Below are 14,816 nucleotides of genomic sequence, written 5' to 3' on the forward strand. Positions count from 1 at the left end.
ACATTGTAGAACGTCATTAACAGGTACGGCAGGAGGATAGGTAAATGGAATGTTTAGAAGCAAATAAAGAAAAAAAAATAGTATTTTTAAGGAATAACTTAATTGAGTGGGGCAAAACGAATTATGCTGCCTTCCCATGGCGGGAAACTAATAATAAATGGCACGCCTTAGTTGCTGAAATTATGTTACAAAGAACAAACGCAGAACAAGTTGTACCCGTTTATGAATCATTTGTTGAGTCGTATCCATCTCCAAAAGAATTTTTATTTGAGAGAAATACTAATATTTTTCAAAGCCTCGGCTTACATTGGAGAGAAGCTCAACTTCGTTCTCTTGCAAGGGAAATTTATAATCTGGGTTATATACCTGAAGATAAAAATTCACTACTAAAATTACCAGGTGTTGGCGACTATATTGCTGCAGCATTCCGTTCTTTTCATTTAAATATTAGAGATGTAATAATCGATAGCAATGTTGTCCGTTTGTATGGCAGGTACTTTGGTTTTGAAACGGATCCCGAAACTAGGAGAAAAAAGTGGTTAAAAGAACTTGCAGCAGAAGTTACCCCTTACATTAATCATAAAGAATTTAATTATGCCCTCTTAGATTTCACAAGAAATATATGTAAACCTCAGCCGCAACATAAAGAATGTTTACTAAGAAACCTGTGTTGTTTTGCAATAGATAACAATGATAGTAAATACTAGAAACCCTCACCAAACGCTGTCGAAATTTGGTATAATATTTGAAGATATACCAATAAAAGTCTGGGTGAGTGGGAATGAAAAAAGATATTATACATGAAGAACAAAACACATTGGATAAAACTGTCATTAAAATAGACGGAATAATTAAATCATTAGGCGATGAATTAAAAAATAATACGACTAACGATGTGTTGCTTGAAAGAACCAATCGAAGGTTTATTAATGATTATCTGGATGCACGAAAAAACCCTTATTTTGGCCGTATTGATACATATGAAGATGGCAAGAGGGAAACTTATTATATCGGTTACACAAGTGTTGCTAAAGATAAAAATCAGGACATAATTTATAGCTGGAAATCTTCTGTTGGTGATCTCTTTGCCCAATTCCATGGAGGAGAAGGAAATATTGTAATAGATAGAGGGCCAAACGAAAAATACGACTTTAATGTCCTTTTAAAGCGATCACTCTTAATTGAAAAATTAAGGGTGAAAAAATATTCGGATACAGTTAGTGAACAGGCTAGAAAAGAGCTAGGTACAGAGGTAGACAATGTCTTATTTGATGATTTTCTAATGGATATTTTAGATGGAAGAAATAACGAAACACAGTTAAAAGATATTGTCATGACTATTCAGAAGGAACAAAACGAAATTATAAGATTACCGATAGACAATTCAATCATCGTTCAAGGTGTAGCCGGAAGTGGTAAATCATCTATTGCTTTAACACGTATTTCTTATTTGCTGACCAGATATAAAGAAAAGTTAACGCCCGCAGATATAGGTATACTTGCACCTAATGAGATGTTTATCAGCTACATACAATCGGTTATGCCAACGCTTGAGATTGAAAATATTCCTCAGTTTACTTTTAAAACGCTTTCAAAAACTGTTTTGAAAAACTTGGATGTTGATAATTTTAATGATCCAATTAATTCGTTGAGCGGGTTAGTTAATGGTGATTCGACTGTTGCAACTAATTATAAAACGTCTATTGAATTTAAAGAGAAAATTGATTTTTACCTTGAAGAGTTTAAAAACCAATTCGTTCATAATATTAAGGAGTTTAGATACTTTGACACGATCACTAATACAGATATTATTTTGTCGCGTGATCAGATTCTTAATCGTTATGAGGACCTTAGTTACTTATCATTAGTAAAGAGGAATCAAGAGATACTGAAATATGTAGAAAAGTGGGTTGATTCACTTTTAATCTCAAAGCAGGAGGAACTCAAAAAGGAGTTCGAGTCTGTAATAAATACAATTTTCAATGGCATACCTAAAACTGCTTCCTTAAGGAAACAAACCTATGAGTCTATCGAAAAAGTATATTCATACAGACAAAAAGTTCTAAGAGATGAGCTTAATCAAAGGTGGAGAGATTATAAGAGTAATTGGGAAAATTTTGAATTATTTACGTTATATCAGAGGATACTTATTCTCGAAGATTTATACCATGGTAAAGTAACTACTGTAACAGCGTTTAAAAAACATTTGGAATATGATGATCTTACTCCATTAATGTATCTGGAAATTTTATTGAATGGTGTAAGTAAGCAATATCAGCATCTCGTTGTAGATGAATCCCAGGATTTGAGTCCTTTCCAAATCCATGTTCTAAAACTTCTTTCCAAATCTATGACCTTGTTGGGAGATGTTACACAAAACATATACTTGGAAAAAGGAATAAATGATTGGACAAAGTTAATAGAAAAAGTCTTTCTAAATGATAAAGTTAGATTGATAGAAATTAATACTAGCTATAGATCAACTAATCCTATAATGGAAGGAGCCAATTTTATTGCAGCAAATGCACAGATAAATGCTCCGAAAATTGTACCAATCGGAAGAAAAGGGGATAGGATTTCAATAGAAAAGATATACGACCCACTTCGTTTACTGGACCATATTATCGAAACAATAAAATCATTACAGAAGAAAGGTTTTAAGAAAATAGCTGTTGTTCACAAAGATTTAAAACGGTCTGTTTCTTTACATGAAAGATTAGTTAAACAATTTTCCAGTATTCAATTGGTCACTAATTCGATCCAAACAGTTAATAAAGATGTAATTATTATTCCTTCTTTCTTAACAAAAGGCCTGGAGTTTGATGCAGTAATAATTCCAAATGCCTCAAAAAGAAACTACGATGAGAATGAACTTGATGCCAAACTATTGTTTGTTTCAATGACAAGGGCTCAGCATTATGTGAAGTTATTTTACCATCAGGAGTTAACGACTTTGTTGAATGGAATTGAGATTCCTAAAGTTGAACGGGAAGAAGAAGATTATTCATTCCTATAGATATGAATTTGAAAAAATATTACACAGACATATAGCAATCAGGGGGAATACAGAGTGGAACAAACTATGAATAACGTACAAGTTATAGACTTTACTGTTACTAACGGAATTCTGTCAGAAGTAATTGAAGAAAAAGATCAAAAAATTAATTATTATAAATTCACCGCTTTATGTACCGATATCCAGCGGACCAGTAAAGAAGCAAACCCACGTAAACAGGATATATCAAAAAAGAATAAAGTAGCTTCCAAAATAAGAGAGACTTTGTTGAATCCTGATATTTCATTTCACACTCGCAATAAAGGAATAACTTATTTTGCAGATAGGTTGGAAGTAGAATATAACAGTAACGGTTCATGCACCGTCAAGATTTATTTTACAGATCCATCATCACAGGGAAGTGTGGATGGAGGACATACTGAAATGGTTATTCTTGATGAAGCGGGTAATTATCCAGAATGGAAAAAGGTTAATATAGAAGTTATGACTGGGATAAAAAGCCCATTCACTCATGTTTCAATTGCCGAGTCTAGGAACACTGGTGCTTCCGTAACAGCAGAAACTCTGGATGAGCTTAGTGGTATGCATGGAATACTAAAAGATCACCTTCAGGGAACTCCATATGAAGACAGGGTTTCATTTAAGCAAAATGAAGATAAAGAAGACGGCAAAGACCTTACTATTACATTAATTAAAAAACTTTATGAAACTTTTAACATTAGAGATTATGCTGATAAGGATCCTAAAGGTGTATATAGTTCTAACCAGGGAGTAATTACCAAGTATCGGAAAGAGTATGATGCACACGGAACTTCAACAGATAACGTGTATGAAAAGTTAAAATATGTATCAAATGACATTTTCAAACTTACCAATTACATTCATGAAAATTTCAAGGATCTATACAACCGGTATGGCAAAGGAAACTATCTGGCGAATAAATGTGCTGACTATAAAGAGGGATCCAGAAAAGAATTAGTACTTTTTGGGCAGCCAGAACAATATTTGGATTATAAAGTTCCAAATGGCTTGCTATTTCTGGCTTTATCAGGTTTTCGACAGTTTTTGAAAGAAAACGAAGAAGGTTATTACGAATGGAAGTTCGACATCTTTGAAGAAGATAAAATTAAGGGGCTATTGGAAGTTGTATTCCAGGTATTGGCTTCTGGAATGAGAGACAATGATAATAACCCTCAGAGTGTCGGAAAAAATGCGATGGTCTGGCAGGTAATGAGAACTCAGGTCTTCATGAAAGCATATATGAATCAGTGGGTTAAATAATCAATTTAGTTAAATATTAAAAAAATCGAAAAAAATCTATAAAGCCCTTGTACTCTTGCAAGGGTTTTATTTGTATAATTAAGGCAGTTTTGGAAAGAGGTGAAATACTTTGATAAATAAAGATACTTTTGTTGAATGGCTAAAAACTTCTACCAATATTAATCCATATACTATAGGGCGATATTCACAAGCTATAGACACAATATCCTCAGAATTAGGGGACTATGGATTAAATAGAATTAATTTATATACTCTTACAAACACAACCATTATTGATACTATCCTGCAAAATCCTGAGTTTAAAAAGAAAAATGAAAAGGGACATAGAATGTATAGTGCTGCTTTAAGTCATTTTAAAAAATATATTGAGCATTACTATACTTCTGAGTTACAAACAAACCTACCAGGAGGAACAGGTACTGTGACTAAAGAAGATACGATCTTAATAAAAATAGGAGTTTCATATAAAGAGGGTATGACACCAGAAGAGTTATACCACGCAACCAGTGTTAGCTGGGTAATTGGTGAAAATAGACTGCGCTCTGGGGAAATAAAATATTATTGTGCTGTTTTTAATAATGAAATTAAAGAAGTTTATCATTTTACCGGGTATGAGAAGGATACTCATCCTGATAATATTGGCCGTTTTATATTGTTTGGTGAAATTGCAGAAGAATCAATACGCTCTAAGGTTCTTAACCTTAACGTAAGAGAAATACATAAAGGATCAGGTAATCCAATTAAATATGTTAAGATGGATGACTTATTGACACGAGCAAATAACGACTCTCAAGCCCCAAACGATGAGAATCCAATAATAAATCAAAATATGATTAAATTACTGTTTAAGAGGTTGGCAAACGAAAAAAACGAAATTAGAACACTGAGCACTAATAAACCTAACTGGATCACTAAAATAGATGATAATGGAATATTAGTTGAAACAGAAACTTCAAGAGAAAAGTTTTCTCGTGGAGAAAAGAACAAACCTTATGCTTTAATAACTTATGATTTCTTACTGGTTGCGTGGGAGGAATTCTTAAAATTAAGAAGAGCTTCTGCGAGTGACTTTATTCAAACGAAGGGCCGGTCTCGCTTTGTCACGGCATTTTTTCATGAGCTACCCTTTGTTGAAAAATTACTAATAGATAATATTCCTTATATCAAATTTAAAGAATTTACTACAGATCAGCTTCCAGAAGCGAATTTGGAACAGACCTTGGAACTATTAAATGAAATAATAAATCAAGATCTGGACCCTAAATCAATTTCTCAAAAGTATAATGAAGATTCAATCAAACGCCTTAAACTCCGAGCAAGACAGGGATTAAAGATTCTTGGATTTTTAAATGAAGAATACAGGATTCAACAAAGTATATTGGACCAATATATTAATTCTGATGACAAAGTGGAGTTTCTTTCAAAAAGGATCCTGCATCATTCCTACTTCTCACTAATATATCAATGCCTTTCACTACTAAATGGAGTAGAAAAGGCAGATAAGTTTTCTTTCCTGACTGAAATTGGAATGTTAATCGTAAGAAACTCAATGGGCACGAATTTAATGGTACACTCTGTTGCCCAATATAGAACAAGAAACATGTTAAACTGGCTAAAAGAAACAGGATTGGTGGATGAGGAGTGGAATGTTTTGAGAAATGATAGTATAAATACGAATTATACTACCGCTTCAAACGCCAGTTTGGTAAGAGAAAACTTGCCGATTTACGGTATTATCGAACACATCAATAGATTTATAGCTGGAAAGGGTTTCTATTACGAAAAAGACGAAATCATTAATCTCTTCTTATCTGTAAAAACCAAACCCTTCGTCATCATCTCAGGTATTTCTGGAACAGGAAAAACCAAAATTGTTCAATGGTTTGCAGAGAGTGTGGGAGCGACAGAAAATAATGGTCAATTTAGTTTAATCCCTATCCGTCCAGATTGGAATGATGGTTCTGACTTATTGGGATATGTTGATATCAAAGGTGAGTTTAAAGAGGGACCATTAACTAAGGTAATCAAGAACGCCCACTTGAATCCTGAGTTACCTTATTTTGTTCTTCTGGATGAGATGAACCTCGCTCGTGTTGAGTACTATTTTAGTGATATTTTAAGTGTGATGGAAAGTCGTAAGTGGGAGAATGGTGAGGTTGTTTCTTCAACTCTTCTCTCTAGTGATGTTTATGGAGAGGACGTTACTCTTCCAAACAATCTCTATATTATCGGAACGGTTAATATGGATGAAACGACGCATCCATTCAGCAAAAAGGTATTGGACCGGGCAAATACGATTGAGTTTAATCGTGTTAATCTTGGTAACCTGGCCTTTTTAACTGAGCTTGAAGAAGTTGAGCCGAAAATCATCGGTCAGGATCGTTTTGCTTCTAAGTATCTTCATTTGAAGGATGTATATAAAGAAAATAAAGAAATAGTGACCAGGGCTACGGATGAACTGGTTAGGATTAATGAATCCCTCCAGTTGATTAATGCACATGTTGGTTACCGTGTTCGGGATGAGATCTGTTTTTATCTGGCTTACAATGAAGAATCAAATTTAATGAAGTTTGAAAATGCATTTGACCACTGCATATTGCAGAAGATCCTCCCGAGAATTGCAGGCAGCGACACCAGAGTGGAACAATTGCTGATGGGACTTTATAGTCTGTTTGCGAATCAAGACTATGAAGAAGATGGTCAAAATGACATTCAAAATGCCAAGTATCCGCGAAGCGCAGCCAAGGTTGCTGAAATGCTTGGGAGGTTAAGAAACGATGGCTTTACTTCCTTCTGGATCTCGTGAAGATGTTGAATTAGTAAAAATAGAGACTAAGGATCTTTCATTAGTGATAAAGGGAAAACCTTATCACGAAAGGTATGAAGGATTACGGCAGTATAAGGCTATGGACCGTCATGATGTGATGTACTTTAATGCTGTTAGTGATTCCATTCAGGATGAAAAGATTTATGATATCTCTGTTCAAGAGCTGGTAAACCCAACAATCCAAAGGCCGATCTTCTTTGAAAATGGGGTCTATCAACTGATCGTCGTTCCGAAAGATGATCGGAAGTTCACTTTTTATCACGAATATCCTCTTATCAGACAAGCGGTCTCACTTGTACCTATTGGCAGCCAATCTATTTTAATGGGGAATCTTCAGTTTCAAAATGAGGTTGGCTTTACAACGTTCGAAATAAGAGCGGACGGTAAGACGATACTTGAAATCACGCTGGAGATTTTTCCTGTAAAACTTGATTATAAAATGGATTATCAAAAGTTATTAGAAGAAGTAAACGATGAGATTTATAACCTGGCTTTTCACTTTATCCGAAAAACATATTTGGGTGCCAGGTTAAAGCTGGAGGGAAATCCGTCGAAAGCGGAATTTTACCGGCTGATCAGTGAGCATTTTAATCAATTTCTCCAGGCAATAGCGAGAATTGAATTCCAACCTCATCATAAATTGGAGAAGACATATGAAAAAGCACGGGGGGACCAGTTGAGGAAGCAAGACTCTGTCAGCAGGAATTTTTTGCGGAAGCGTGCGAACGTCTTTGTCGATGTATCAAAAGGGATTGATATTCGTGGCAGGACAGTGATGCCTTCGGAAGGATTAAAAATCAAAAAAGAGCTTACATATGATACTTTGGAGAACCGCTATGTTAAGTGGATGATTGAGCGGATCAAACAAAAACTGGATGATTTGTTGGACTCTATAGTGAGTAAAAACAGATGGACCAGAGAGAAGCCAGATTATGACTTAGTTGAGAAAATTGAGTCGATGTCCAAACAGTTAAAGTCTAAGCTGAGCAGTCCATTTTGGAAGCCTATCGGCAAGCTGGACCGATCGGTTATGAGTCTGGTTTTGCAAATGGCACCTGGTTATCGAGATGCTTTTCAAATCTATTTAACTTTGTCAAAAGGGTTGATGCTGCAGGGGAAACTGTACCGAATGTCGGTGAAGGATGTTGCTACTCTCTATGAATATTGGACTTTCTTGAAGCTCGGACAGATTCTTGACCGCAAGTATAAGCTTATTAGCCAGGATATAGTTCAGGTTAACAGGGAAGGCTTGTTTATTAATCTGGAAGCAAATAAAACGGCCAGGAGGATATTCAAGCATCCTGTTACAAATGAAGAAATCATTTTAGCGTATCAAAAAAGGGAGACCAGCTTGCCGACTGTATCGCAAATACCTGATACGATGCTAAGCATTGAGAAAAAGGGAAAGGGCTACAGATACCATTATATTTTTGATGCTAAGTATCGAATTGATTATGCTCAGGAAGACAGCTATTATCAGAAACGATATAAGACACCCGGCCCGATGGAAGATGATATTAATACGATGCACCGCTATCGGGATTCGATTGTTGCGACAAGCGGGGGGCCATTTGAGAGAACCGCTTTTGGAGCTTATGTGTTATTCCCATGGTTTGATGAAACTGTCTATGAAGAGCACCATTTTTACAAGAGTATTGATAAAGTGAATATAGGCGCGCTGCCGTTCCTGCCGAATGCCACGAATATGGTGGAACGGTTTGTAGAAAGATTGATTGATAAAAGCCCTGAGGAGATTCAAAAGGAGGGCATCCTGCCAAGGGGTGCACATGAAGAATGGAAGTCGAGCCTGGATCAAATGGTGATGGTTGGACTTGTTTCTGATCAAGAGAGTTATGATCAATTCAGCAAGGAGGCCTATTATCAAATTCCTGTAAATCAATTAAGAAAAGGATGGCAGGAAGCTGAGTATATAGCCTTGTATGTTAAAAATAGCTTAAATACTGATAATGGCGTTCAGCTTTATGCGAAGATTAAAGATGTTAGGCCTTATCATGATGGAAATGACGAATATATGCGTTTTCATGCAGCACATTGGTCTAGGCTGAAGCAGAACATTAGGCCCGTTAATTACGGCATATCAAGCTATGTGATGACGACTTTAAGTACCCTAAAAGAAGCACAGGAACTCCCTGAATTGTTTATGAAGTCCAAGGAAGAGATGACCATTTGGCGTATGCTTAGAAGAGTTTCTGATCAAATTAGGATTGACCTAGATCATGAGAATCTTGACCGGGCTTCTAGAATTACAGAGTATAAGATTAAGGATATCAAAGTGATGATGGATAAACAGGAGAGGGAGATCCTGTTTATTCAAAATGACGCAGAAGAAGCAGTTTCGATTGATCAATTAGAGAAAAATCCTTCAGGGGTTTTTAAGAAATTGATGGAGATGCTTCAACAATCAAAGGCAGACTAATGGGTCTGCCTTTTTGCTATATCTACTTTCTACCCGAGGTTTGGTTTGCACACTTTGCATGGTTTAACGGATGGGTCGTTTAGAGCTTCCAGGTGTTCTAGAGGATCATAGTATCCGTTTTTCTCCTGATTAATGATCACTTTCAAATCAAAATTCTTTTTTGTGATATAGGAGCAGTTTGTCTTATGAAGCTTGTTTCCGGTTGCGTTGTCATAAACGATTACATATGGATATTTCAGGATTTCAGCAAACATTTTAATAGCCATAAATAACACTCCCTTTTTCTATGAATATATCACTTGGAATAGCTAAATGGTATAATTTAACTAAAATATATTCTGAATTGAGGGAGAAAGACATGGCACCTTTTACTCAGGAGAAATTTGAATTGCCAAGGAACTTACGAGGCAGAAGTTTACACGACAAAGTTATACCAATGGTCTGCAACTTGAACAATATGATTGAAAAATTGATTTTAGTTGATGGTGATGTGAGTCAATTAAAGCAATGGGAAAAAAGGAGTTATGCAGCTTATCAGATCAGTAAAATCAAAAGAGAAGTGATGAATGCTCCAACAAAGGATAGCAGGACGAATCTGGTGAAACAACATATTTTAAACCAAGATCCTAATGATTTAGGTGCCAGTTGTATTGATATTTATTTGGTTGCCTACGTTGCAGAGAGCTTTAAGCCTGGAAAGCAAGCGTTTATTGAATATGTGATGAAGCACGGGATCACGGATAAGCCGAACTCTGCTCAGGCCATTTGGCAGGTAGGAAAAGGGGATGGAACTTATCTGGGAGTTTTACATGAAGATGGTTCAGTCCGTGATTGGGGTTTTTTCAGGAAGTGGGTTAATGGTACAAGTATGGGCAAGACAAAGTTGTATAACAAGCTAGTGCGAGACCAAATTCCTGAAATCATTCATAAGTCAGGAAAATCATTTAACACTAGAAAACTAGCACATGAAGAATATATAAAAGAGCTGAAAAATAAAGCTTTTGAGGAACTGAACGAATACTCCCATAGTGCCAGCAATCAAGAAGCAGCTGAAGAACTGGCGGATTTATTAGAAGTAATGCATTCTTTAGCAGAAGTACATGGTTATACATTTGATCAGATTGAGGAAATACGTCAGCGTAAAATGGAGGTTAGAGGCGGGTTTAAGGAAAGGATTTTTTTGATTGATGTAGAGGAGTAGTAATAAGAAGCAATTTAATGAAATATAGTTGTTACTTCCCACACCCGAAAACCAGGAGGGTTATTAATGACCAATCTTAAAGGAAAAATTGCAATAGTCACTGGTGCAAGTCGTTCAAAGGGAATTGGGGCTGCGATTTGTCGCTCACTTGCGAATGCTGGGGCAGATGTGTTTTTTACACATTGGTCTCCGTTTGATGAGATGAGTGGTAATGGATTGGATCAGGAGTTTCCTAATATATTATGTGAAGAGTTAAGAAACATTGGAGTAAATGCTGCTCATTTGGAGGTTGATTTGAGTAGTAGTGAGTCGTCCAGTCTTATTATGGACATGGTTGAAGCAACGTTGGGGACACCTAATATTTTAGTGAACAATGCTACGTTTGAATCGCCAGCCAATTTTCGGACTTTGAATAGAGAGATACTGGACATGCATTACAAAGTGAATAACAGCGGGACACTTATGCTGTCTCTGGAATTTGCGAAAAGGTATGAAAAGGCATTTCCGGAAAGGAAAGATGGGCGAATCATTAATATGGTATCTAAAGGGCCTGATCCTAACAATCTGGCCTATATAGCCACTAAAGGTATGATGATTGCCATAACCGAACCTTTATCAGTTGGATTAGCGCCCATTGGTATCACAGTAAATTCTGTCGATCCTGGTCCGACAGATTCGGGTTGGATCAATGATGAATTGAGAGAGCAGCTGCTGCCACTATTTCCATCAGGACGAATAGGTGTACCTGAAGATGCTGCACGTTTAATAACGTTCTTAGCCAGCGATAATTCCGGCTGGATTACAGGGCAAACGATAAAATCCGAGGGTGGATTTTTGGGTAAATAAATTTTAGATTGTGATTCTGGGAGATAACTAGCCTGATTCCTCAGAGAGGGGAGAACATGTGATGTATATACCCAAACATTTTAAGATCGAGGATGAAGAAGAGATTTATGAGTTTATTGAAAAGTATAGTTTTGCCACTCTTTACTCGACACATAAGGGAGAACCTTATGCTACTCAGCTGCCATTGATTCTAAAGAAAGATGAAAAGGCATTATATGGTCATTTTGCTCGCGCTAATGGACAGTGGAAGGATATAAAAGATCAAACAGTTCTTGTAGTTTTCCAGGGTCCTCACAGCTATGTTTCACCTTCCTGGTATGAAATATCTGATGCTGTACCGACGTGGAATTATGTGGCCGTCCATTTATATGGAAAAGTGGACATGATTGAAGATGACAAAGTAATCCTTGATTCTTTGAATGAGATGGTAACTAAATATGAAAAGCCAGATAGTCCATACAATTTGAGAAATGTCGATTCAAGATATATTGAAGGGCTGAGTAAAGGCATTGTTGCGTTTAAGATGAACATTACTAAAATAGAGGCAAAGGCTAAGTTGAGTCAAAATCATCCAGTGGAAAGGCAAGAGTTGATTATTGAGAATTTAGAAAGATCTACGGATCAAAATGATTTTCGAGTAGCCACGCTTATGAAGAAAAACTTGTATTAAATATATTTATTACTATGAGCACTTTTCTGAAAGTGCTTCTTTTTTTGATCAATGCATAATGGATAATTATGTTAATATGATTGAAGGGGGATAATGTCCCGATTTCTAGTAAGGAGATTTGTGATGAAGACTATCCTTAAAACCATCTTTAAATTAGTCTATTATGTATTCATCTGGATCTGGGTAATGTTGCTTTTTATCTTTTCTTTCTCATCATTATTTGGACTTGTAGCGGGTTCGGGAGTGATTGGCAGTGCGGATCATCTTTCGGGTGCAATGCTCAGTTTCCTGGTTGTTACGGTTTTATTCCTAATCCACCGTAGAAGTGTTCTTAATGTCATAGAGTTCTGCCTAACTTTCGGCTATCTTGGATTCTCGTTATTTCATGCTTTTCTAGCCTTGATCCCGACATTTCTATTGTTGCCTAGACTTCAGAATATTGGAACGAATCTTGAAACAGTTATGTTTTTTGTATTGTTTCTAGTCTTTATTTTCGTTTCAGGTCCAATTTATAGAGGTATTGTCCGGTGGTTTTTAAAAAAGAAAAAGAGTCTGTTGAAAGAAAAGCAAGTGAAAGAACCAATCATTTATCATCAAAAGAAGAAAAAGAAGAGGCATAAGAAAAGAATCAGCTGAATGACAATTGGTCTTTATATAAGTAAATCAAAAAGGAGCCTTTTTACATGCGACAGTTGATAGGTGCTATATATTTATCGTTCGGCTTTTTGTTTTATATGCTAAATAGGTTTGAGGGATTCCATGCAACGCCCACCTACCATTTTATTGTTGCTGGATTCATTTTTACTGGTTTTGCTTATTTGGTTAACGCTGTATTTGATCCTAATAAAAAGAAAAACAATCATTAGGCTGGACGAAAATAATGGAGATTCTACGTGGAATTAAATCTGATTGGATTACATATCGGGTTGATTTCCAATCGAAAGATATCCTTATGAAGGGCAATCCTCCGCCGAAAGGGTATCGTTCCAGTCGAAAGATACCCTTATGAAGGGCAATCCTCCACCGAAAGGGTATCATTCCAGTCGAAAGATACCCTTATGAAGGCCAATTCCCACCGAAAGGGTATCGTTCCAGTTGAAAGAGACCCTTACGAAGGGCAACCCTCCACCGAAAGGGTATCATTCCAGTCGAAAGATACCCTTATGAGGGCAATCCTTCACCGAAAGGGTATTGTTCCAGTCGAAAGATACCCTTATGAAGGCCAATTCCCACCGAAAGGGTATCATTCCAGTCGAAAGATACCCTTATGAAGGGCAATCCTCCACCGAAAGGGTATCGTTCCCTTTGCTAGATAATTAATAATTATGATTGGAGCTTACTATGTTCAATTTTAAAGTGAATGATTCTATTAGTCTCGAATTATTACAACAGCATCAATCTGAAGAGATCTTTGAGTTGATTGATCACAACCGGGAGCATTTAAGAGAATGGCTGCTGTGGGTGGACAAACGGAAAAGTGCAGATGATATGGTGCCGGTGATTAAATATTGGTTAGAGAATCTGGCTAATAATCAAGGGTTCGATGTTGCGATCAGATATAATGGTATTCTTGTCGGCATGATTGGCGTCCAGTTTGATTGGGGCAATCGGGCTGCGAGCATTGGGTATTTTATTTCTAAGGACAGTGAAGGTAAGGGAATCATCACGATTAGCTTAAAGAGGCTTATTAATGAGCTATTTGACAGGTATTCCATCAATAGGATCGAGATCCAATGCGGAGCTAATAACTTGAAAAGCCAGGGGATCCCTGAGAGATTAGGGTTCAAAAAGGAAGGAATCAAACGGGCGGGGCAATTTCTTTACGATCATTATCAGGATTTGATTGTTTATAGTCTCTTGAAAAATGAGGATGCTGAAAAGTATTAGATTATTATTTAATAACTGCAGAAGCAGAGCTGCTTCTGCAGTATCTTACGTTCATTAATATGACTGCATTTCTTTCAATTTTTTTAATACATAGGTTTCACGCTTCAACCAGTTATGTTGCTCAAATTTGTCAATCAGGCGTTCATTTTGCTGAATGGCCTCGTCGAGTGTAACCCATTTTGGAGTGAAATCCAGAATTGCCTCATATTCATCTAGTTGCTGAGCATCTTTTTCTTCTGTTACCAGATTACATAGGTAGTAGTGTGAAATCATTTGGAATAACGCATCCTCTTCGAAGTCATCCTTTTTCTGTTCAATGATTGTGCCAATCTTATCTGTGACGATACAATCAATATAACCAGTTTCTTCCCTAACCTCACGTTTTAAACAATCCTCATGGTTTTCGTTCTTTTCAACACCACCACCGGGAAATTTAAAATCTCCTCTATTGGATTGAACCAGTAGAATGTGATTATCCTTCATAATAACCGCTCTGACTGCTACTCTCTCGATAGTATTTTTATAGTTATCCGTATTTGGTTCGTCTATTGTCATATGGAAGTTCATGTCCTGTCGCCTCACTTCATAGTTAATTCCCTTTAGAAAATTATACCAATTTTTCTGTAAATATATTATACTTTTAAAAATATC

12 protein-coding genes are annotated in these 14,816 nt (G+C 36.4%); 10 read left to right on the top strand and 2 right to left on the bottom strand.

The genetic code is table 11. From position 1 onward, the window contains the following. Nucleotides 1–44: 44 nt before the first annotated feature. From RH061_RS10295 to RH061_RS10315, 5 genes are all read left to right on the top strand, one after another. A complete protein-coding gene (locus tag RH061_RS10295) occupies nucleotides 45–707 on the top strand; it encodes an HhH-GPD family protein (RefSeq protein ID WP_311075840.1) in 663 nt (220 codons plus the stop codon). Nucleotides 708–781: 74 nt separating this feature from the next. Next, complete coding sequence (locus RH061_RS10300) at nucleotides 782–3,016, top strand: HelD family protein (protein ID WP_311075842.1); 2,235 nt, start codon at nucleotides 782–784, stop codon at nucleotides 3,014–3,016. A 54-nt stretch (nucleotides 3,017–3,070) separates the two neighbouring features. Further along, entirely contained in the window at nucleotides 3,071–4,297 is a 1,227-nt protein-coding gene (locus RH061_RS10305) for an AIPR family protein (RefSeq protein WP_311075844.1), read from the top strand. A gap of 109 nt (nucleotides 4,298–4,406) precedes the next feature. Further along, nucleotides 4,407–7,103 (top strand): DUF8727 domain-containing protein, encoded by a 2,697-nt coding sequence (locus RH061_RS10310; protein WP_396654869.1) that lies wholly within the window; start codon nucleotides 4,407–4,409, stop codon nucleotides 7,101–7,103. Then, nucleotides 7,075–9,561, top strand: coding sequence for a DUF2357 domain-containing protein (locus RH061_RS10315; RefSeq protein WP_311075846.1), 2,487 nt, complete (start codon nucleotides 7,075–7,077; stop codon nucleotides 9,559–9,561). Before RH061_RS10310 ends, RH061_RS10315 begins: the two co-directional genes overlap by 29 nt. Before the next feature lie 29 nt (nucleotides 9,562–9,590). Here the strand turns inward: RH061_RS10315 and RH061_RS10320 are convergent, their stop codons facing one another. Continuing rightward, complete coding sequence (locus tag RH061_RS10320) at nucleotides 9,591–9,827, bottom strand: hypothetical protein (RefSeq protein WP_311075847.1); 237 nt, start codon at nucleotides 9,825–9,827, stop codon at nucleotides 9,591–9,593. A gap of 602 nt (nucleotides 9,828–10,429) precedes the next feature. Here RH061_RS10320 and RH061_RS10325 point away from each other — a divergent pair. From RH061_RS10325 to RH061_RS10345, 5 genes are all read left to right on the top strand, one after another. Continuing rightward, a complete protein-coding gene (locus RH061_RS10325) occupies nucleotides 10,430–10,762 on the top strand; it encodes a nucleoside triphosphate pyrophosphohydrolase (protein ID WP_311076358.1) in 333 nt (110 codons plus the stop codon). Nucleotides 10,763–10,828: 66 nt separating this feature from the next. After that, nucleotides 10,829–11,608, top strand: coding sequence for an SDR family oxidoreductase (locus RH061_RS10330; RefSeq protein WP_311075848.1), 780 nt, complete (start codon nucleotides 10,829–10,831; stop codon nucleotides 11,606–11,608). Nucleotides 11,609–11,669: 61 nt separating this feature from the next. Further along, on the top strand, nucleotides 11,670–12,278 hold the full coding sequence (locus RH061_RS10335) for an FMN-binding negative transcriptional regulator (protein ID WP_311075849.1): 609 nt from the start codon (nucleotides 11,670–11,672) through the stop codon (nucleotides 12,276–12,278). Nucleotides 12,279–12,401: 123 nt separating this feature from the next. Further along, complete coding sequence (locus RH061_RS10340) at nucleotides 12,402–12,914, top strand: hypothetical protein (RefSeq protein WP_311075850.1); 513 nt, start codon at nucleotides 12,402–12,404, stop codon at nucleotides 12,912–12,914. Nucleotides 12,915–13,619: 705 nt separating this feature from the next. Continuing rightward, a complete protein-coding gene (locus tag RH061_RS10345; RefSeq protein WP_311075851.1) occupies nucleotides 13,620–14,165 on the top strand; it encodes a GNAT family N-acetyltransferase in 546 nt (181 codons plus the stop codon). Nucleotides 14,166–14,219: 54 nt separating this feature from the next. Here RH061_RS10345 and RH061_RS10350 read toward each other — a convergent pair whose 3' ends face one another. After that, nucleotides 14,220–14,732: an NUDIX hydrolase gene (locus tag RH061_RS10350; RefSeq protein ID WP_311075853.1), complete on the bottom strand. Its 513-nt coding sequence runs from the start codon at nucleotides 14,730–14,732 to the stop codon at nucleotides 14,220–14,222. Between the last annotated feature and the right edge of the window lie 84 nt (nucleotides 14,733–14,816).

It is taken from the genome of Mesobacillus jeotgali (assembly GCF_031759225.1).
GTDB lineage: Bacteria > Bacillota > Bacilli > Bacillales > Cytobacillaceae > Mesobacillus > Mesobacillus jeotgali_B.